This window comes from Anaeromyxobacter sp. K, assembly GCF_000020805.1.
Classification (GTDB): domain Bacteria; phylum Myxococcota; class Myxococcia; order Myxococcales; family Anaeromyxobacteraceae; genus Anaeromyxobacter; species Anaeromyxobacter dehalogenans.
Genome location: NC_011145.1, coordinates 1,799,536 through 1,819,057, shown reverse-complemented (window position 1 = coordinate 1,819,057; position 19,522 = coordinate 1,799,536). Strand labels below are relative to the sequence as shown.

Below are 19,522 nucleotides of genomic sequence, written 5' to 3'. Positions count from 1 at the left end.
CGCTACGCTGGCGGCATGACCTCGATCGACGAGCGGCGCACCGCCTTCCGCGCGCTCCACCAGCAGGGCTGCTTCGTGCTGCCCAACCCGTGGGACGCCGGCACCGCCCGCGCGCTCGAGCGCGCCGGCTTCCGGGCGCTCGCCACCACCAGCGCCGGCTTCGCGTTCTCGCGCGGCCTGCCCGACGGCGCGGTGTCCGGCGCGGACATGCTCGCGCACGTCCGCGAGCTCGTCGGCGCCACCTCGCTGCCCGTGAACGCCGACCTGGAGGACGGCTACGGCGCCACCGCGGCCGAGGTCGCGGCGAACGTGCGGGCGTGCGTGGACGCCGGGGTGGCCGGGCTCTCGATCGAGGACGCCACCGGCGATCCGGCGGCGCCGCTGTACCCCGCCGACGAGGCCGTGGCGCGCCTGCGCGCGGCGCGAGGCGCCATCGACGCGGCGGGCGGCGGGGTGGTGCTCACCGGCCGGAGCGAGGGGTTCGTGGTGGGGCGGCCCGACCTCGCCGAGACCATCCGGCGGCTGGTGGCGTACGCGGAGGCGGGGGCCGACTGCCTCTACGCGCCGGGCCTCGCCACGCGCGAGCAGGTGGCGGCGGTGGTGAAGGCGGTGGCGCCACGACCGGTGAACGTCCTCGCCGGCGGCCCGGCGTTCACCGTCGCCGAGCTGGCCGCGCTCGGCGTCCGCCGCGTCAGCCTCGGCTCCGCGCTGGCGCGCGCCGCGTGGGGCGCGTTCCTCGAGGCCTCGCGCGAGATCGCCGAGCGCGGCACGTTCGAGCGGCTGGGCGAGGCGGCGGGGTACGCCGCGCTGAACGGGCTGTTCCGGCCGGACGGTGGGTACGGGCACGCCCCGTGACCATCAGCTCGCTTCGCGCCGCACGATCCAGTCCATAACCTCCGCTGATGGCACATCCGTTCTTGCGCGTTCCGCGGTCCCGGGTTCGCGGGCATGTTGCCGACCACCAAGGAGGCCACATGCACCACCTCACCGCATCCCAGGCCGTCAAGGGCACCTTCGCGTGGGCGGTCCTCGCCACGCTGGTCCCGCTGTTCGGCATCGTCCTCATCCCCATCCTCGCCGCCGCGGCGATCTGCCGCGGGATCGCGCTGGCCGGCGCCGCGCTGGTCGCGCTCGTGCGCACCTCGCCGAACCCGTGGTCCACGGTGGACGCGCGCGGCCCGATGGCGCGCAGCGGCAACACGGCGGCCTGATCCGGAGCGGCGGCGCGAGGAGGCTCGCGCGCCGCCGCACGCGCGTTCCGCCGCGCCTTCAGGCGCGCGTCGAGCGCCGCACGTTCGCCTCGCCGAGCTGGACCGCGGCGCCGCGCCGCAGCGTGCCCGGGATCTCCGCGATGCGATCCACCCGCGCGACCAGCTCCGCGAGCCGCTCCTCGCTCGCGTCCCCCGCGATCTCGACGTCGTAGCGGATCCCGCTGGACACCGCCGGCTCGCCGGCGAAGTCGCCCCGGACGCGGACCCGCACCGAGTCCAGGCGGATCCCGGCCGCGAGCGCCTCGCGGAACAGGTCGTTGGAGACGCACCCCGCCACCGCCAGGTGCAGCAGCTCCCCCCCGTTGAACCCGAGCCCGCCCCCGCCCGCCGCCTCCGGCCGGTCGATCACGACGGTGTGCCCGCCCGCGCTTCCGACGGCCGTGACGCAGCCCTGCAGGCTGCGGGTCTCCACCTCGAACGCCATGCCGTTCCCCCCTCGCGGACGCGATGCGCGCCCGGCCGCGGCTGCACCGCGCGGGCTTCTCGTAGCGTGAGCGCGTCGCTCCCGCCGCCCGCACCGGACATCCCGCACGGGCGCCGCGCGGCCGGTCAGGCCACCCGCGGCGGCGCCGGGGCGTCCGCGGCCGCGTCCCGCCACCCGGCGTTCCGGGCGTGCATCGCCGCGAGCACGCCCACCATCCGGTCCATGACCGCCTCCGGGTCGGAGCCCCCGCCCGCCGCCTCGTAGACCGCGGCCGCGACCACGTGCGCGGCGTAGGCGCCCTCGCCGTAGGCGCGGCCGGCGCGGGCCGGGCCGGATCGCCCGGCGCGCCCCGACACCGCCTCGCGCAGGTCCGCCACCACCGCCTCGTCCCGGTCGCGCCAGTCCTGGATCTGCTGCAGCGTCCGCCCCTCCAGCGCCGGCAGCCGGGTGCGCACGATCGCCTGCGCCACGAGCGCGGCGGACGCCTTCACCGCCGCCGGCGGCACCTCGGTCTTGCCCAGCCACACGCGCCCGAGATCCCGGTCGGCCTCCGCCACCAGGCGGTCGGCCCACTTGCCCGCGCCCTGGAACGACAGGAGCCGGACGGTCTCCGCGGCCAGGTACGCGCGCGCCATGTCGGCCGGGTGCGGATCCTCGGCCCGCCCCACGTTCCGGAGCGCGGGCCGGCCGTGCGCCGCCGCGTTCATCGCGCGGAAGTAGCCGACCAGCCCCACCGCCGCGGCCGGGCCCATGTTCAGGACGCCGAGGACGTCGGCCGCGGTCTCGTCGATCCGCTCGGCCCAGTAGGCGGCGACCTCCGTGCCCATGCCGGCGCCGAGCAGCCGCTCGCGCACCGCCCCCGCGAGCTGGGCGCGGAGCCCGACGTCGGCCTCGAGGATGTCGTGCCCGGCGGTCTCGTGCGCGAGCGCGGGCCAGGCGAGCAGGCCCCCCGAGGCGTTGGCGGCCGGGAGGCTCACCACCGCCGCCTTCACGCCCACCGCCCGGGTGGCGGTCGCGGGCCAGGTGTACGGCCCCGTCTCCGCGCTGCCCCACCGGACCAGCGGCGGGACCACGCCGTGATCCGGCGGCTTCACGCCGCGGCGGTCCTCGGCGGAGAGGAAGCCCTCGTACAGATCGGTCACGACCTCCTGGAACGCGGCGGTGGCGCGGGCCTGGTGGCCCTCCCCGCGCTGCAACACCGCCTGGGCCACGTCGAGCAGCAGGCGCGCGCCGGCCTGGCGGTCCGGGTCCTCGCGGAGGACGCGCGCGAAGCCACCGGGGCCGAGCTGGTCCAGGGTCCGGAGGAGCGGCTCGGCCACGGCGCGCCGGTACGCTGCCGGGAGGGCCGGCGACGCCTTCGCGAGCCGCGCGCGCAGCGCCGCGAAGGTGGCCGGATCGGGCGGGCCGCCGGCGCCGGACAGGGCGGCGGCGCGCGCGTCCTCGATGGCCGCGGGCAGGCCGGCGAGCGCGGCCGGATCGGGCGCCGCCGGCGCCGCGACCGCGTGGACGGGCGCGCTGGCGGCAGCGCCCGCGGCGCCGCGGGTGCGCGGACGCCCGTGGGCGCCGGGTCCCGGCGCTGCGTCCTCCGGGGCGAGTCGGGAGATCGGGAGCTGCGAAGCGGACGCGGTTCCGACGAGCATGTGCACCCTCCGTGGTGGGGACGGGCGCAGATGCCACGGGCGTGCCGGGCCGGGACGCGCGGGATCTCGCGCGTGGCACGGGCGGGGACGGACGCAGCGCGGACGGAGCGGCGGCTACGCGGCCGGCCCGGCGCGTCGCTCGGGCCTCGGGGCGGCGCGGCGGCGGCGCCAGGTGGCGGGCGGCTCCCCCACGCACTTCTTGAACGCCCGGTTGAACGCGGCCTCCGACGCGTAGCCCACCTGGCCCGCGATCGAGGCCACGCCCTCGCGCGTGGTGGCGAGCAGCCCGGCCGCGACCTGCATGCGCCAGCGCGCGAGGTACTGCATGGGCGGCTCGCCGATGAGCGCCGCGAACCGCTCCGCCAGGGACGAGCGGGCCAGGCCGGCGGCGCGGGCGAGCCGCTCCAGCGACCACGGATCCGCCGGGCGCGCGTGGAGCGCCGCGAGCGCGCGGCCCACGTGCGGATCCGAGAGGCCCGCCAGCCAGCCGCCGCGGCCCGCCGGGAGCGCCTCCAGGTGCCGGCGCACCATCTCGAGGAACATCAGCTCCGCGAGCCGGCTCAGGACGCCCTCGCCTCCCGGCCCCGGCGCGCTCGCCTCGGCCTCCGCCACCTCGAGGAACCGCGACAGCCACCCGCGGCGCGGTCCCTCCCGGTCGCTGGCGCGGAGCAGGCGCGGCAGCGAGGCGAGCAGCGGGTTGAACGGGCGCGCGTCGCAGCCGAAGAAGCCGCACAGCACCTCGGTGTCGGGGGGCCCGGCGCCGACCCGCACCAGGAACGGCCGCGGCGCGTCCCGCGCCAGCGCGTACGGCGCGAGGTCCGGCGCGGCGCCGCGGAGGCCGGCCGCGCTCGACAGGACGTGCGCGTCGCCGTGCGGGAAGCAGATGACGTCCCCCGCCTCGAGCACGACCGGCGGCTCCCCCACGATGCCTGCGTGGCAGCGCCCGCGCGCCACCGCGTGGAACTCGATGACGTGGTCGGCGCCGGGCATCACCTGCGCCGCGATGGCGCGGGAGGGCGGCGCCTCGGCGGCCCAGGGCGGAGCGCCCGCGACGCGGAAGAACACCGAGCCGGTCAGGCGAACCGAGGTCAGCACGTCGGCCAGCGGATCCGCGCCCATTCGCCCTCCCCGGTGACGCTCCGTGGGCCGGTGGGCCCCGCTCAGGTCGCGGACGGACGGGCAACGAACGCGGCGGGGCGAGCAGGTCCGGACCGGCCCGGGTTTCCTAGATCCCGCCCGGCGTCCACGCCACCTGACCTGCAGGCAAGGAGACCGCAGATGAACGGCATCGCTTCCCCCTCCCCCACCCCCATGACCCCGCCCGCCGCGCCGCCCCCGGGCCTCGACCTCGACGCCGTGAAGGCACGGCAGCAGTCCACCTGGAGCTCGGGGGACTACGCGGTGATCGGCACCACGCTGCAGATCGTCGGCGAGACGCTCTGCGAGGCGGCCGCGGTGTCGGCCGGCGAGCGCGTCCTCGACGTGGCCTGCGGCAACGGCAACGCCGCGCTCGCGGCCGCCCGCCGCTTCGCGCGCGTGACCGGGGTCGACTACGTCCCCGCGCTGCTCGAGCGGGCGAGCGCCCGCGCGGCCGCCGACGGCCTCGCGGTGGAGCTGCGCGACGGCGACGCCGAGGCGCTGCCGTTCGACGACGGCGCGTTCGACGTGGTGCTCTCGACGTTCGGCGTGATGTTCACGCCCGACCAGGCCCGCGCCGCGGGCGAGCTGCTCCGGGTGTGCCGCCCGGGCGGCCGCATCGCGCTCGCCTCGTGGACGCCGGACGGCTTCATCGGCAAGGTGTTCCAGGCGGTGGGCCGCCACGTGCCGCCGCCCGCCGGGCTCCGTCCGCCGGCCGCCTGGGGCACCGAGGCGCGCCTCCACGAGCTGCTCGTCCCCGGCGCCCGCGAGATCCGCGCCCGGCGCCGCGAGTTCGTGTTCCGCTACCGCTCGGCGGCGCACTGGGTGGAGGTGTTCCGCACCTGGTACGGCCCCATCCACCGCGCGTTCGCGGCGCTCCCCGCCGAGGCGCGGCCGGCGCTCGAGCGCGACCTGCTCGCGCTGCTCGAGGAGGCCGACACCGCCGCCGACGGCACGCTCGCGGTGCCGGCCACGTACCTGGAGGCGGTGATCACGCGGGCGTAGCGCGCGGGCGGCCGGTGTCCGCGATCCCCACGACGCCGGCCGCCTGACGCCACGCGAGCGCGGAGCCGCGCCGGCGCCTCGGGGTGGATCCCGACCCCGCGCGGCGACCCGCGCCCGCGCGCGGGGCCCAGGCCTCGGCGCCGTCCGGGCCCGCGGCACATCGGGTGCAATCGCCCTCCCCGACACCGACACTCAACGGAGGGTGAATGATCCCATCACGCTCGCAGGCGAGGCGCGCCGCCGCCGCGCGGTCGATCGCCGCGCTCGGCCGCGCCGCCGCTCCCGCGCTCCTGCTCCTCGCCGTGCTCGCGCCCCCGGCGGCCGCGCAGTGGGACGCGCCCTCGCGCTTCGAGGACCTCCACGCGGCGTTCGCCGACGCACCGGTCGACGCGTGCCTCTCCTGCCACGAGGAGGCGCTGATGCCCCAGGGCAACCACCCGGTCGGCATGTACTACCAGCCGGGCCCGAGGTCCTCGCTGCGGCCCCGCGCGGAGGTCGAGCGCCGGGGCGTGGCGCTGCCGGACGGCAAGGTGCACTGCTGGAGCTGCCACGCGCTGGGCTCGCGCTGGCGGTACCACCTGCTCATCCCCGACGACGCGACCGCGGGACCCCGCGTCGTGCCCGGTGACCCGGCGACGTACGGGAGCCTCGCGCGCGCGGCGCCGGACGACGACGAGGGCGCCGACGTGAGCCCGATGCCGCTCTGCCGGGCCTGCCACACCCACGGCGACTGAAAGCGCCGCCCATTCGCGTGGGGGCCCTGCTGCGGCGCACGCTGGCTGCCTGCGCCGGGCAGACTCGTCCCTGCGCTGCTCGACGTGCCGACGGGCACGCCTGCGCTGCTCGGTCCTCGTGTGCCCGGCTCGGCGACGCCATCGTGTGCCTCGCGACGGGCCCCACGCGAACCGGAGGCGCTGTGAGGGTCGCCACGCCCGCCTGCCCGCTCACGGTCCGTGAACCCGGCCGGCCGCGTCGCGCGGCGCGCCCCGCGCCCGCCCCGCCTGCGGTACTCTCCCCTCGCGGAGGATCCGCGGGGAGGTGGTGGCGGTGAGGATCGCGATCTACGGCGCCGGCGCGGTGGGCGGGCTCGTGGCCGCCCGCCTGGCGTGCGCCGGGCACGAGGTGAGCGCGGTGGCGCGCGGCGCGACGCTCGACGCGCTGCGGTCGCGCGGGCTGCGGCTCGTCTCGGCGGGCGGTGAGGCGCGCGTCCGGCTCCCGGCGTCGGACGATCCCGCCGAGCTCGGGCCGCAGGAGCTGGTGGTCGTGGCGGTGAAGGCGCCCGCGCTCGTCCACGTGGCCCGGGACATCGGCCCGCTGCTCGGGCCGGACACGGTCGTGCTCACCGCCATGAACGGCGTGCCCTGGTGGTTCTTCGACCGGTTCGGCGGCCGCTGGGCCGGCACCCGGCTCGACTCGGTGGACCCCGGCGGCGCCATCGCGGCGGGCATCCCGTCGCGGCACGTGGTCGGCTGCGTGGTCCACCTCGCCTGCGCGGTGCCGGAGCCGGGGTTCGTGTGCCACACGGCCGGCAACCGCCTCATCGTGGGCGAGCCCGGCGGCGAGGCGTCGCAGCGCCTCGCGCGCCTCGCCGCGACGCTCCGCGGCGCCGGGTTCGACGTGGACGTCTCGCGGCGGATCCAGGCGGACGTCTGGTACAAGCTCTGGGGCAACATGACCATGAACCCGGTCTCGGCGCTCACCGGCGCCACCTGCGACCGGATCCTCGACGATCCGCAGGTGTACCGCTTCTGCCTGGACGTCATGGGCGAGGCGGCGCGCATCGGCGCGGCCATCGGGTGCCCCATCTCCGAGAGCGGCGAGGACCGCATGGCGGTCACGCGCAAGCTGGGCGCGTTCAAGACCTCGATGCTGCAGGACGTGGAGGCGGGCCGGGCGGTGGAGCTGGACGCGCTCGTGTCGGCGGTGCGGGAGATCGGCGCCCGGGTGGGCGAGCCGACGCCGCGCATCGACACGCTGCTCGGCCTGGCCCGGCTGCACGCGCGCGTGCGCGGCCTCTACCCGGCCTGACCGGCGGCGGCCGCCGCGCCCTCCAGCACCCCGTCGATGGTCACGACGTCCACCAGGCCGTGCACCTGGTAGAGCGCCGGGATGACCTGCTCCGGCGCGTGGCGCCGGCGCAGGTCGGCGACCTTCTCGGTGCCGGCCCGGTAGCACGGCAGGTACATGCGGCCGTTCAGCGGGTGGCGCGCCCAGGCGCCCGAGATCTTGGCGGCGCGCTCCTCGGAGAGCAGGTACTCGCGCCGCAGCGCCGTGGCGACCTCGTCCTGCGGCCGGCCCTCGGCCCAGGTCAGCCAGGACGCCTGGTTCTTGGCGTCGTCCTGCAGGAGCACCAGGAGCTTCCCGATCTGCAGGTCGGAGTCGGGCAGCTGCTCCACCTCGGTGACGCCGAGCGCCATCATCATGGCGTTGTTGGCGAGCCCCTCCGAGAGCGCCGCGCCGCGCGTGTTCATGGTGAGGACGGTGCCCTCGAACCCGAGCCGCCCCTGCACGTGGAGCGCCTGGGCGAGCGCGAAGTTCGTGACGTGCCCGGGGACCACCTCGTGCGCCACCAGGTCGAGGAACTCCGGGACCGAGATCTGGAGGGCCGCGTTGATCTCGTAGGTCGCCTCGTACCGCGGCGAGCCGTCGGGCCCGCGGGCCCGCCCGATGTAGTTCATCGACCCGGAGAACCAGGCGTTCTCGATGGGCAGGAACTCGATGTTCGCGCGCGGGATCCCGTGGAGCGAGGCGGGCAGGTGCGGCACCACGTGCCGGCGCGTGCCCTCCTCGAGCTGGGCGATGCAGGCGTCGGCGAGCAGCTTGATGGCCTTGCGCGGGACGAGCCGCTCGCCGCGCCACGCGTCCACCGCCGCGAGCAGCGGCTCCGCCTCGGCGCGCACCCCGAGCAGCTCGGCCAGGCGCTCGCGCTTCGCCTCCGGCCGGGACGGCTCCGGCGCGCGGCCGGTCGAGGCGACCACGCAGCGCTCGTAGGGGACCTTCGGCCCGCGCCCGAGCAGCTCCTCCGCGAGCGCCCACATGACGCGCAGCGACTCGCCCTGCGCCGCCAGGTAGGCGCCGCGGATCCCGCCCACCCCGCGGCCGAGCGCGGCGAGCGCGTCGATGGCGCCCGGGACGTCCACGGCGGCGAGGTACGCGTCGATGGCGGCCCGGTCCGGCGCGGGCGCCGCCACCCCGCCCGTCGCGCGGAGCCGCGCCGCCGCGGGCAGCGCGTACGCCGGCGGCAGCGGCTCGTCCGAGAACCACGAGTCGGCGATGTACCGGCCGGTCCCGGAGGCGCTCATCACGTCGCCTCCCCAGAGCGTGTCGATCCCGAGGATCGCGTTCGCGGTCGTGCTCGCCAGCCTGGCTTCGTCGGACATGTGCGGCCTCCGGGCCGCGGACCATAGCACCGCCCCGGCGCGGCGGCGCGTCCCCGGCGGGCGCGGGACGCGCCGCGCCGGGGGCACGCCCCTCAGCGCGCGGGCTCGGCGGCCTTCGCCCGCACCGCCTGCTCGTGCGCGCGCACGTCCGGCCGGTACTCGGAGGCGTCGAACATGACGAAGCTGCCGAACAGCACCGCGAACAGCACCGCGCCCACCAGGATCACCAGGTGGAACCGGTGCTCGTACTTCAGGTGCATGAAGAACAGCGCCACCAGCGAGGCCTTCACGGTGGCGATGGCGAGGGCCACCGGCACGTTCGCGGCCCCCAGGTGGACCCGGGCGACGGCCACCGTCAGCACGGTGAGGACGCCCAGCGCCGCGGCGGTGCCGAGCAGCACCGAGGGCGGGAGGACGTGCGGCCCGGCGTGCGCGCCGCCCCCGTGCGCGCGGTGAGAGGAGGCGTTCTCGACGACGTTCATGGAGCCGGCCTCAGATCAGGTAGAGCAGCGGGAACAGGAAGATCCACACCAGGTCGACGAGGTGCCAGTAGAGCGCCACCGCGTCCACCGGCCCGTAGTAGCCGGGGCCGAAGTGGCCGCGCCGCGCGCGCACGATCAGCCACACGTACAGCCCGATGCCGATGACCACGTGGATCCCGTGCAGGCCGGTCATCAGGTAGTACAGGCTGAAGAAGGTGCCGAGGTGCTCGGGGACGGGCAGCGCCCGGACGGCGGCGGGCAGGCTCGCGAGCAGCTCCGGCGACGGGTTGCACGCCGTCCCCCACCCCACCCCGTTGTGCAGCTTGTGGCTGTACTCGAAGTACTTCACCACCATGAACGTGGCGGCGAGCACCACCGTCAGGACCAGCGAGCGGATCAGCGTGCGCTGGTTCCCGAGCTGCGCGGCCCGGACCGACCACGCCGCGGCGAGGCTGCTGCTGATGAGCACGAGCGTGTTGGTCGCGCCCATGCGCCAGTCGAGGAACTGGCTGGCGTAGCGGAACAGCTCCGGGTGGTGGGAGCGGTAGACGCCGTACGAGACGAACAGCGCCGAGAAGAACAGCACCTCGTTCGCGAGGAACAGCCAGATCCCGAGCTTGCCGGTGGCGAGCTGGGCGGGCATGTCCTCGAACTGCACGGCCAGGAACCGGTCGCGCTCCGGGCGGGCGGCGGCGGGCTCTGCGGTCGCGTCCATCTAGCGTCCCTCCTCGCGCACCCAGCCCGCGTCCTCGGAGACCTCGTGCAGCCCCGAGTAGTCGTACGGGCCGCGGGCGCGCGGCGTCGAGTCGAAGTTGTGGTGGGTGGGCGGCGAGGCGATGGTCCACTCCAGCGACGCCGCGCCCCAGGGGTTGGGCGGCGCGCGGCGGCCGCGCCGCAGCGAGTGGAGCAGCCCGGCGAGCGCCAGCGCCAGGCCGAGGGCGAGCACGAACGCGCCCACGGTGGAGAGCCGGTTGTGCGCGGTGAACTGCGGCGCGTACGTGGCGTACCGGCGCGGCATGCCCAGCACGCCCGCCAGGAACTGCGGCACGAACGTGAGGTTGAAGCCGAGGAACACCAGCCACGCGGACGTCACGCCCACGCCCTCGTGGTACATGCGGCCGGTCATCTTCGGCCACCAGTAGTGCAGGCCGGCCAGGAACGCGATCATCACCGCGCCGACCATCACGAAGTGGAAGTGCGCCACCACGAAGTAGGTGTCGTGCAGCGGGATGTCGGTGGCGAGCAGGCCGAGGAACAGGCCGGTGAGCCCGCCCACGCCGAAGATGGCGAAGAAGGTGAGCACGTACACCATGGGCGTCTTCAGGACGATGGCGCCCTTGTACATGGTGGCGATCCAGTTGAACGTCTTGATGGCCGACGGGATCGACACCAGCATGGTGAGGAAGCTGAAGGCCAGGCTCGCCCAGCGCGACTGGCCCGAGACGAACATGTGGTGCCCCCACACCAGGAAGCCGATGATCGCGATGGCCATCGAGCTCACCGCGATGAAGCGGTAGCCGAAGATGGGCTTGCGGCTGAAGACCGAGACCACCTCCGACACCACGCCCATGGCCGGCAGGATCATGATGTAGACGGCGGGGTGCGAGTAGAACCAGAAGAAGTGCTGGAACAGGATGGGATCGCCGCCGTACTCCGGCATGAACAGCCCGAGGTGGAAGATCCGCTCGAGGAAGCCCATCGCCGCGGTGATGCCCAGCACCGGCGTGGAGATGATCTGGATGACGCCGGTGGCGTAGAGCGCCCACAGGAACAGCGGCATGTCGAACCAGCCCATCCCCGGCGGCCGCATGCGGTGGATGGTGGCGATGAAGTTCACACCGGTGAGGATCGAGCTGAAGCCGGTGAGCACCACCGCCGACAGCGCCAGCAGGATCCCGAGGCCGCGCGCGCTCTCCAGGCTGTAGGGCGGGTACAGCGTCCAGCCGGTGTCCACCCCGCCCACCACCAGCACCACCACGAAGAAGATCGCCCCCGCCACGAACAGCCAGAAGCTGAGCAGGTTGACGCGGGGGAAGGCCATGTCCTTCGCGCCGAGCTGGAGCGGCAGCACGAAGTTGCCGAGCGCCGCGGGGATGCCGGGGATGATGAACAGGAAGATCATCACCGCGCCGTGCAGCGTGAACAGCTTGTTGTAGGCGTCGTTCGAGACCAGCGCGCCCTGCGGGCTCCAGAGGTGCATCCGGAGCGCCAGCGCGAACACGCCGCCCAGCAGCAGGCAGGCGGAGATCGCGACCAGGTACATGATCCCGATGCGCTTGTGGTCCAGGGTGAACAGCCAGGAGCGGACGCCGCGCCCGTGCTCGAGGTAGCTCCCGGTCTCGTGCGCCGGCGCGCGCACGGCCACTGCCGCGGTGCTGCTCATCGCTTCGTCTCCTCGCCCTTCGCCGGCGCGCCGCCCTCGGCGGCGAGCGTCTCGAGGTACGCGGCGACGGCCTTCAGCTCGCGCTCCTCCAGCGGCATGGGCGGCATGATGTTCGGATATCCGGCGACCACCTTCGCGCCCGGCTTCACCAGCGACTCGCGCAGGTACTCCTCGTCCACCAGCGCGGTGGTGCCGTCCGCCAGCTTCTCGTGGCGCTTCCACAGGCCGCGGACCGACGGGCCGACGCCCCGCGCCCCGTCCACGCTGTGGCAGGCGGCGCAGCCCTTCTCCGCGAACACCTGCTTGCCGAGGTCGGCGAGCGTGGCGTCGGCCGGGAGGCCCTCCCTGGCCCAGGCGTCGAAGGAGGCCTGGTCGGCGTGGACCACCACGGTGGAGAGCATGCGCGAGTGGTCGGTGCCGCAGTACTCGGCGCAGAGGATGGGATAGCTGCCCGGCACGGTGGGCGTGAAGGCGAGCCGGGTGAAGCGCCCGGGGACCGCGTCCTGCTTCAGGCGGAACTCGGGCACGTACAGGGAGTGGATGACGTCGGTGGCGGACAGGACCAGCTCCACCGGCCGGCCGGCCACGACGTGCAGCTCGTTCGCGCCCTTGCCACCCGGGTGGTCGAACCACCAGGACCACTTGCGCCCCGTCACCTGCACGCGGACCGGATCCGCGCCGGGGTCCGCCGACGTCATCTGGATCCAGGTGCGGGTGGACATGACGAACAGCGCCATGACGAGCGCCAGCGGGATGATGGTCCACACCAGCTCGAGCCGCGTGCTGTGCGCCGGCGAGGGCTCCGGGTGGAGCCGCGCCGGGCGGCGGCGGTACCGCAGCACGAAGACGATGGTGAGGAGGACGATGAGCGCGAGGAAGAAGGCGCTCACCCAGAAGAGGAACAGGAAGACCTGGTCCACCCCGTCCGCCACGCTGGACGCGCGCGCGGGGAGGTAGCCGGGGCCTGCCCCGGCGAGGAGGTGGAGGGTGCGGATGGGCAGCTCGGTCACGGTGCGTTCCTGATGCGGCGCCGACGGTCGCGGGCGACGTGGACGCCGACGAAGGAGACGAGGAAGAGCCCGACCACCCCGCCCGCCGCGCGCATCACCTTGAGCGCGAGCGGGAGCGGATCGTCGGGGGAGAACCCGATGCAGGAGAGGAGGAACCCGCCGAGCGCCTTCTGCTCGGCGGCGGTGGCCACTCGCCCGTCGGCGGCGCGGCGCACCGCGGTGCGCAGCGCGTCCGGCTCGTAGCTCACGCCGTGCAGGTAGCCGGAGACCCGGCCGTCGCCGGTGAGCACCACCAGCGTGGCCTGGTGCGCGAACTCGCCGGTCTTCGGATCGTAGCGGTAACGGAAGCCCACCGCGTCGGCGAGCGCGTCGATGGCCGGCTTCGCGCCGGTGGCGAAGTGCCAGGCGCGGGCGACACCCTCCCCGCCGCCGGCCTGCTGCACGAACGTCTCCTCGTACTTGCGGATCTGCGGCAGGGTCTCGGCGGGGTCGATGCTCAGGGTGAAGACCGAGAAGTCCTCCCCCTTCCAGCCCGCGTCGCGGAGCGCCCGGGCCAGGCCGGCGAGCTGCAGGCTGCAGAGCTTCGCGCAGCTCGTGTAGTTGAACGAGAGCAGGACCGGGCGGCCGGCGAGCGCGCCGAGCGTCACCGGGCGCCCGTCCTCGCCGGTGAAGGCGAGGTCGCGGGGCACCTCGGCGCCGAGCCGCTCCACCACGCCGATGGCGGCGAGCTCGCGGCGGAGCTGCTCGGGGGTCTGCGCGCGGGCGGCGCCGGCCCCGAGCACGAGGGCGGCCGCCGCGAGCGCGAGGGTTCGCGGGAGGGAGGTCACGGGATGAGGGACGCGAGGGTTAGCGGCTACTTCTTGGCCTTCGCGCCCTTGGCGCCGCGCAGGTCGAGCACGTAGTAGGTGAGCGCCCAGCGCTCCTCGGCCGGCAGGTGCCCGAAGGCGGTCATGGTGGTGCCGGCGATGCCCTTCTCGAGCGTCGCGAACACCTGGTCGGCGGTGGTGCCGTTCCGGTAGGCGCCGGTCACCAGGTTGCGCGGCTTGGGATCCAGCGCGGCCGCGGCGGCGCCGTCGCCCAGGCCCTTGTCGCCGTGGCAGGCGGCGCAGTTCGTCGCGTACGACGCCTTCCCCTTGGCGACGAGCTCCGGGGTCTTCTTCGGGGCCGGGGCGGCGGCGCGGGCGCCGGCGGCGGAGAGGACGGCGGCGGCGGCGAGGGACATCGCGATCGACTTCTTCATGTGGGGTTCCTCCGGTTGCGGGGTTGAACGGGAGCGTCGCGCCGTCCGCGGGGCCGGCTCACTGCCGGCCCGCCTCGAGCATCTCGCGCTCCATGGTGAGGTAGGTCCCGTAGGCGTTGATCCGGTTCGCCGGCTCGAACGCGGGCAGCTTCGCGTACGCGCTCCAGTCGGCGGCGGCGTACGCCTCCTCGAACGGGACGAGGTCCTGGACCGCCGCCCCCATCACCGCGCGGAGGTGGCGGAGGTAGTCGCGGGTCAGGGCGAGGTGGGTGCCGGGGTCCCGCGACGCGGGGCCGTGGCCGGAGACGAGCAGCTTCGGGCGGCGCTCCAGGAGCCGGTCGATCGCCGCCAGCCAGCGGCGGCTGTCGGCCTCGCCGACGAACGGGATGCGGCCGGCGAAGATGACGTCGCCGGAGAAGACCACGCCGTCGTCCGGCAGGACCACCATCAGGTCCTCGGGCGAGTGCGCGGGGCCCAGCCGGACCACCTCGAAGCGCACGCCGCCCAGCTCGAAGGCGGCGTCCGCGTCGAGCCAGCGGTCCGCGGGGAGCAGCGGGTTGCCCGCGTCGAACCAGGGCGCGAGCTCCTTGCGGCGCTGCTCGAGCCGCTGCGCCGCCTCCTCGCTCTCGAGGTACGCCCTGCCCTCGGCGCTCGCCCAGACCTCGGCCCCCGCCGCCTCGAGCGCGCCGAGGCCGTAGACGTGGTCGGCGTGGTAGTGCGTCAGGATCACCCGCCGGATCGGCTGCCGGGTCACCTTGCGGATGGCGCGCACCAGCGCGCGGCCCAGCGCCGGCGTGCCGAGGGCGTCGATCACCACCACGCCGTCGCCGGTCACCACGAACGCCGCGTTGGAGTTGAAGCCGCGGTTCGCCGCCGAGGCGACGCCCGGGTCTCCCTGCACCAGCCAGACCCGCGGCGCGAGCCGGACCGGCGCGAGGACGGGATCGGCCGCGCGGGCCGGCGCGGGCCCGGCCGCGGCGAGCGCCGCGAGCAGCGTGGCGAGCGCGGGCGCCATCACGCCATCCCCGGATCCCGCCCCACGCCGACCAGGCGCGGCAGGTTCGGCGTGCGCGGCGTGACCGTCTTCTGGGCGCGCAGCCAGCGGCCCACCACGTCCCAGACCGGCTCCCCGCCGGCGTCGCGCGCCGCCTCGCTCACCGAGGCCCAGGTGGCGACCCGGTACGTCTTCGAGGCCTCCACCGGCTTCCCGCGCAGGCGCAGGTCCTGGATGCGCTCGCCGCTCCGCGCGCCCGGATGGCACGCGTACTCGAGCCCGCCGACGCGGACCATGTCGCCGCCCTGCTGGTAGTAGGGGTCCGGGTTGAAGATGTTGTCGCAGACGTCCTCGAGCACCGCCTTGAGCGTCGCGCCGGTCATGTCGTTCACGCCGACGTTCGGGTAGCTGATGGCGGTGGCCGCGAGCAGGTCCTCCTGCGTGATGGTGTCGCCGGGCAGGAGCGAGGCGCCCCAGCGGAAGCCGGGCGAGAACGCGATCTCGGCGTCCTTCTCGGCCATGAGCGCGTCGAGGATGAGCTGATCGTAGGTTCCGTTGAAGTTGCCGCGCCGGTAGAGCACGCCCTCGGTGACCGCCAGCGGGGCGGCGAGCCGCTCGCGGAACGGCGCCCGGACGCGCTCGATGAGCGCGGACATCTCCGGATCGGCCGGGAGCAGGTTGGAGAAGACCGGGAGCAGCCGGTAGCGGTGGCTCGCCACCTTCCCGCCGCGGACGTCCAGGTCGAGCACGCCCAGGAACTTGCCGTTCGACCCGGCGTTCGTGACCAGCGTCTGGCCGGACCGGTTCTTCACCGCGACCGGGCGCGGGACGCCGTCGTGCGTGTGGCCGCCCAGGATCGCGTCGATCCCGGTGACGCGGGACGCGAGCTTCAGGTCCACGTCCATGCCGTCGTGCGACAGCAGCACCACCACGCGCGCGCCCTTCGCCCGCGCCTCGTCCACGGTGCGCTGGAGGTTCTCCTCGTCGATCCCGAACGTCCAGTCGGGCACGAGGTACCGGGGGTTGGCGATGGGGGTGTACGGGAACGCCTGCCCGATCACGGCCACCGGCACGCCGTTCACCTCGCGCATCACCCAGGGCTCGAACACCGGGTCGCCGAAGTCGGCGGTGTGCACGTTCTGGGCGACGAACGAGATCTTGCCGGCGAGGTCCTTCTCCACCGCGCGCTTCACCCGCTCGGCGCCGAGCGTGAACTCCCAGTGGCCGGTCATCACGTCCACGCCGAGCAGCTTGGCCGCGTCGATCATGTCCTGGCCGTCGGTCCACAGCGCCGTGGCCGAGCCCTGCCAGGTGTCGCCGCCGTCGAGCAGCAGCGCGCCGGGGCGGCTGGCCCGGAGGCGCTTCACCAGCGTGGCGAGGTGGGCGAAGCCGCCGACCTTGCCGTACCGCCGCGCCGCCGCCTCGAAGTCGAGGAAGGTGAGCGCGTGCGCCTCGCGCGTCCCGGGCCGGATCCCGAAGTGCGAGAGGAGCGCCTTCCCCACCAGGTGCGGCGGGCGCCCCCGGGCCGGGCCGGCGCCGAGGTTCACCGCCGGCTCGCGGTAGTGGAGCGGCATGAGCTGCGCGTGCACGTCGGTGAAGTGCAGCAGGCTCACGTTGCCGTGGCGGGGCAGGTCGTACAGCCCCGCGCCCTCCGGCCCCGCCGCGCGCGCGCGGAGGGTCATCCCGCCGGCGGCGGCCGCCGCCAGCATCCGCATGAACTCCCTGCGATCCATGGGCTCGTCGCTCCGCGCTACTGGTTCACCGGCGAGGCGGGATCGAGGAGCAGCGCGACCAGGTCCCTGATCTGCTCCTCGGTGAGGATGGCGTGGTGCCCGAAGCGCGGCATGGTGGAGCACGCCGTGAACGCCTGCGGGTTGAAGATCTTCGCGTAGGTGTAGCGCTGCATGGCCTCGCCCTGCCCCCGCACCTTGCCGTACTGGTACAGGCTCGGGCCGAGCGTGCCGAACGACACCTCCTGCTTCGAGAGGCGGTGGCACGCGTAGCAGTTGCCGCCGGACGGCTTCGCGGGATCGTCGGAGAACTGCTTGCCGACGCCGCTCTGCGCGATCTGCTCGCCCTTCTTCCAGTCGCCCATGAGCTTGCCGTCGGCCGGGTAGACCAGCGTGGCCTGCTGCGCGGCGACCAGCTTCTTCGCGGCGGCGTCCGGCAGCGGCCCCTGGGCCGGGGTGCGGCTGCAGGCCGCCTGGACCTCGTCCTGCTCCAGGCGATCCAGGCCCGCCTGGCCCTTCTCCTTGAAGGACGCGCGGATGACCTCGCGGGCGCGCGCCTCGTCCTTCGCGTCCCGCCGGGGCTGCGCGGCCTGCGCGAGGCCCGCGAGCGCGAGGCCCGCGAGCGTGACGGCTACGGTTCGAGCGAACGGCATCGTCTTCTCCTCAGCGCTTGATGGCGGGGGCGTCCATCCCCGCGCCGTTGGCCTGGCGGGCCAGGTAGGTGATGAGGGCGACCGAGCCCTCCGAGCCGAACACCAGCTCCGGGAACCGCTGCTGGCGCAGGCAGTCGTTCATGCGCCATTGCATGGTGCGCACCTCGCCCTGCGAGACGCGGTAGGCCGGCCAGGTCGCGAACGCGCGCTTCGCGTCGGCGGGCGTGGTGAGGTTGGGGAGCTCCTGCAGGCGGATGCGCTTGCCGCCCTGGGCGTGGCAGGTCGCGCAGGAGAAGTCGTGCGGCCCGCCGCGGTAGAAGAAGATCCGCTCGCCCAGCGCGTACGCGGCCTTCTCCTTCGGGTGCTTCAGCGGCACCCGCACCGGCGCGCCGCGCGACTGCGCCACGATGAAGGCGGCGAGCGCCTCCAGGTCGGAGCGCTTGTCGCCCGCGCCGAACTTCTGCCTCGTCGCCTCCTCGGCGCCGATCCCCTGCAGCGTCCCCATGCAGTGGACCAGCCGCGTCTCGAGGTCCATGACGCGGTCGCCGTCGGCGAAGTACCGCGGCAGCTCGGCGTAGGCGCCCTTCACCACGCCCGGCCCCTTGCCCAGGTCGCAGCGCTCCAGCGACGCGCCCTTCGGCCCGCGCTTCTCCTGCCACAGCGCCTCGCCGCGCGCCTCCCACAGGTCGGCGGGGTTGCCGTCCTGGAGCAGCTCGCGGTAGCGGGCGATGGCGGCGGTGGCGTCCTCCTCCTGCGCGCGATGGGCGGCCGGGGCCAGGGCCGCGGCCGCGAGGAGCAGCGCCGGCCCGATCGATCGACGGGTCATCCGAATCTCCTTCCAGGAACGGTTCGTGAAGCTCAGGGCCTGAGGTAGGCGAAGCCCTCGCGCGCCTGGAGGCGCGCCGCCTCCGCCACGCCGGACTGGACCAGCGTCGCCTCCGGCAGGAGCTTCGAGGGATCGATGTTGCGGGTGACGAGCGTGTTGCGGCACGCCCGGAACTCGACGTGACGGGTGACGAGGTCCTGCACGATGGCGTCGAACGGGTTGCCGTTCTTGTCCATCGCGCCGTCGAGCAGGAAGTCGATGCCGGCGCCGTTCGCCACCACCACGATCCTCGCCGTGGGATCCGCGTCGAGGTGGTTGCGGATGTTGCGCATGGCGCGCACCGCCTCCTCGATCCCCTCGGTCAGGTGGTACACGACCTTGATGGGCGCCGCCCTGGAGGCGGCGGCGCGCGCGGACGCCGGCGCGGCCCGGGCCGCCGCGGCGGCCGCGAGCCCGGCGGCGAGGACGAGGAGCCAGCGGGCCCCCGTCCCCGCCGCCCGCGCCGCGTGGCTGGCGGACGGCGCGCTCAGGCGATGGTCCCTTCGTCGGTGCGGGTCTCGCCCTTGTTGTCCACCCAGGTCACCTTGACCTTGTCGCCCTTGGCCGCGCCCTTGAACTTGAAGGCGAGGTACGGGTTCTTCGACACCGCCGGGCCCCAGTGCGCGGTGAGCACGGCCTTGCCGTTGCACTCCGCCTGGACCGAGCTGATGAAGTGGGCCGGGACGATCGCGCCGCTCGCGTCCTTGCGCTGGCCCGTCTCCATCTCGTGGCTCATCAGCACCTTCACCTCCACGACGTCGCCCTGGAGGCTCGCGCGGATCTTCATCGGATCTGCCATGGCTCTCTCCTCTCCTACCCGCCGCATCCGCCGAGGGTGACCTTGATCTCCTTCGTCGCCACGTGGAACTTGCCGCCGGCCTTCACCAGCACCGACACGTTCGACGTCCGGGCCATCTTGACCCGCGTGGAGACGACCGGCAGCGAGGCCGGGGTCAGGAGGAACGACGCGGCGAGCATGTTGGGGTTGGCCTCGACCAGGAACGCGATCGACTCGGTGTCGGGCAGGTTGCTGGTCGCGGTGATGGGCACCACGGCGCCGTTCTCGGCGATGTCCGGGGCGGTGACGACGATGTCCTTCGAGTCGGCCGGCGTGCCGGCGCCGAGCGCCTCCAGCGCCTCCTTCATGGTCCGGGCCTCGAACGCGGCCTTGTTCCAGTCGGCCGCGCGGCCCCAGCTCGGCTTCAGGATGCCCGCGGCGACCAGCATCCCGAGGAGCGTGGCCCCGCCGGTCGTCTCGAGGAACCGCCGCCTCCCGATGCCCGCCTGCTCTACCTCTCTCATTCCGCT

At 74.8% G+C, this 19,522-nt stretch carries 22 protein-coding genes; 5 read left to right on the top strand and 17 right to left on the bottom strand.

Annotated features, from left to right (window positions below):
• Positions 1-15: 15 nt before the first annotated feature.
• Positions 16-855 (top strand): oxaloacetate decarboxylase, encoded by an 840-nt coding sequence (locus tag ANAEK_RS08085; protein ID WP_012525661.1) that lies wholly within the window; start codon positions 16-18, stop codon positions 853-855.
• Between the two features lie 119 nt (positions 856-974).
• Positions 975-1,211: a hypothetical protein gene (locus ANAEK_RS08080; protein WP_012525660.1), complete on the top strand. Its 237-nt coding sequence runs from the start codon at positions 975-977 to the stop codon at positions 1,209-1,211.
• A 58-nt stretch (positions 1,212-1,269) separates the two neighbouring features.
• Here ANAEK_RS08080 and ANAEK_RS08075 read toward each other — a convergent pair whose 3' ends face one another.
• The 3 genes from ANAEK_RS08075 to ANAEK_RS08065 all read right to left on the bottom strand — a co-directional run bounded on the left by ANAEK_RS08075 (position 1,270) and on the right by ANAEK_RS08065 (position 4,454).
• The gene (locus tag ANAEK_RS08075; protein WP_012525659.1) at positions 1,270-1,695 is read right to left on the bottom strand and encodes an OsmC family protein; all 426 of its coding nucleotides are present in this window, start codon (positions 1,693-1,695) and stop codon (positions 1,270-1,272) included.
• Positions 1,696-1,820: 125 nt separating this feature from the next.
• Positions 1,821-3,335, bottom strand: a complete 1,515-nt coding sequence (locus ANAEK_RS08070; protein ID WP_012525658.1) for a hypothetical protein — start codon at positions 3,333-3,335, stop codon at positions 1,821-1,823.
• Between the two features lie 114 nt (positions 3,336-3,449).
• Positions 3,450-4,454, bottom strand: coding sequence for an AraC family transcriptional regulator (locus ANAEK_RS08065; protein ID WP_012525657.1), 1,005 nt, complete (start codon positions 4,452-4,454; stop codon positions 3,450-3,452).
• Between the two features lie 159 nt (positions 4,455-4,613).
• Here ANAEK_RS08065 and ANAEK_RS08060 point away from each other — a divergent pair, with 159 nt between their 5' ends.
• From ANAEK_RS08060 to ANAEK_RS08050, 3 genes are all read left to right on the top strand, one after another.
• Positions 4,614-5,477: a class I SAM-dependent methyltransferase gene (locus ANAEK_RS08060; RefSeq protein ID WP_012525656.1), complete on the top strand. Its 864-nt coding sequence runs from the start codon at positions 4,614-4,616 to the stop codon at positions 5,475-5,477.
• Between the two features lie 206 nt (positions 5,478-5,683).
• Positions 5,684-6,211, top strand: a complete 528-nt coding sequence (locus tag ANAEK_RS08055) for a hypothetical protein (RefSeq protein ID WP_012525655.1) — start codon at positions 5,684-5,686, stop codon at positions 6,209-6,211.
• Positions 6,212-6,524: 313 nt separating this feature from the next.
• The gene (locus ANAEK_RS08050) at positions 6,525-7,505 is read left to right on the top strand and encodes a 2-dehydropantoate 2-reductase (RefSeq protein ID WP_012525654.1); all 981 of its coding nucleotides are present in this window, start codon (positions 6,525-6,527) and stop codon (positions 7,503-7,505) included.
• Here ANAEK_RS08050 and ANAEK_RS08045 read toward each other — a convergent pair.
• The 14 genes from ANAEK_RS08045 to soxY form a co-directional block, all read right to left on the bottom strand.
• A complete protein-coding gene (locus ANAEK_RS08045) occupies positions 7,493-8,857 on the bottom strand; it encodes a hypothetical protein (protein WP_012525653.1) in 1,365 nt (454 codons plus the stop codon). The two genes, ANAEK_RS08050 and ANAEK_RS08045, sit on opposite strands and share 13 nt — an antisense overlap.
• Before the next feature lie 92 nt (positions 8,858-8,949).
• On the bottom strand, positions 8,950-9,339 hold the full coding sequence (locus ANAEK_RS08040) for a cytochrome C oxidase subunit IV family protein (RefSeq protein WP_012525652.1): 390 nt from the start codon (positions 9,337-9,339) through the stop codon (positions 8,950-8,952).
• A gap of 10 nt (positions 9,340-9,349) precedes the next feature.
• Positions 9,350-10,054 (bottom strand): cytochrome c oxidase subunit 3 family protein, encoded by a 705-nt coding sequence (locus ANAEK_RS08035; RefSeq protein ID WP_012525651.1) that lies wholly within the window; start codon positions 10,052-10,054, stop codon positions 9,350-9,352.
• On the bottom strand, positions 10,055-11,722 hold the full coding sequence (ctaD, locus tag ANAEK_RS08030; RefSeq protein WP_012525650.1) for a cytochrome c oxidase subunit I: 1,668 nt from the start codon (positions 11,720-11,722) through the stop codon (positions 10,055-10,057).
• A complete protein-coding gene (gene coxB, locus ANAEK_RS08025; RefSeq protein WP_012525649.1) occupies positions 11,719-12,732 on the bottom strand; it encodes a cytochrome c oxidase subunit II in 1,014 nt (337 codons plus the stop codon). Before coxB ends, ctaD begins: the two co-directional genes overlap by 4 nt.
• Complete coding sequence (locus ANAEK_RS08020; protein ID WP_012525648.1) at positions 12,729-13,559, bottom strand: SCO family protein; 831 nt, start codon at positions 13,557-13,559, stop codon at positions 12,729-12,731. Before ANAEK_RS08020 ends, coxB begins: the two co-directional genes overlap by 4 nt.
• Before the next feature lie 26 nt (positions 13,560-13,585).
• Positions 13,586-13,972: a cytochrome c gene (locus ANAEK_RS08015; protein WP_012525647.1), complete on the bottom strand. Its 387-nt coding sequence runs from the start codon at positions 13,970-13,972 to the stop codon at positions 13,586-13,588.
• A 58-nt stretch (positions 13,973-14,030) separates the two neighbouring features.
• A complete protein-coding gene (locus tag ANAEK_RS08010) occupies positions 14,031-14,987 on the bottom strand; it encodes an MBL fold metallo-hydrolase (protein ID WP_012525646.1) in 957 nt (318 codons plus the stop codon).
• A complete protein-coding gene (gene soxB, locus ANAEK_RS08005) occupies positions 14,987-16,699 on the bottom strand; it encodes a thiosulfohydrolase SoxB (protein ID WP_012525645.1) in 1,713 nt (570 codons plus the stop codon). Before soxB ends, ANAEK_RS08010 begins: the two co-directional genes overlap by 1 nt.
• A 17-nt stretch (positions 16,700-16,716) precedes the next feature.
• Positions 16,717-17,349 carry a sulfur oxidation c-type cytochrome SoxX gene (gene soxX, locus ANAEK_RS08000; protein WP_012525644.1) on the bottom strand — a complete coding sequence of 211 codons (633 nt, stop codon included), beginning with the start codon at positions 17,347-17,349 and terminating at the stop codon, positions 16,717-16,719.
• A gap of 10 nt (positions 17,350-17,359) precedes the next feature.
• Positions 17,360-18,175: a sulfur oxidation c-type cytochrome SoxA gene (soxA, locus tag ANAEK_RS07995; RefSeq protein ID WP_012525643.1), complete on the bottom strand. Its 816-nt coding sequence runs from the start codon at positions 18,173-18,175 to the stop codon at positions 17,360-17,362.
• A 32-nt stretch (positions 18,176-18,207) separates the two neighbouring features.
• Positions 18,208-18,549, bottom strand: coding sequence for a DsrE family protein (locus ANAEK_RS07990; protein WP_012525642.1), 342 nt, complete (start codon positions 18,547-18,549; stop codon positions 18,208-18,210).
• A 152-nt stretch (positions 18,550-18,701) separates the two neighbouring features.
• Entirely contained in the window at positions 18,702-19,013 is a 312-nt protein-coding gene (soxZ, locus tag ANAEK_RS07985; RefSeq protein ID WP_012525641.1) for a thiosulfate oxidation carrier complex protein SoxZ, read from the bottom strand.
• Positions 19,014-19,027: 14 nt separating this feature from the next.
• Complete coding sequence (gene soxY, locus ANAEK_RS07980; RefSeq protein ID WP_012525640.1) at positions 19,028-19,516, bottom strand: thiosulfate oxidation carrier protein SoxY; 489 nt, start codon at positions 19,514-19,516, stop codon at positions 19,028-19,030.
• Positions 19,517-19,522: the final 6 nt, after the last annotated feature.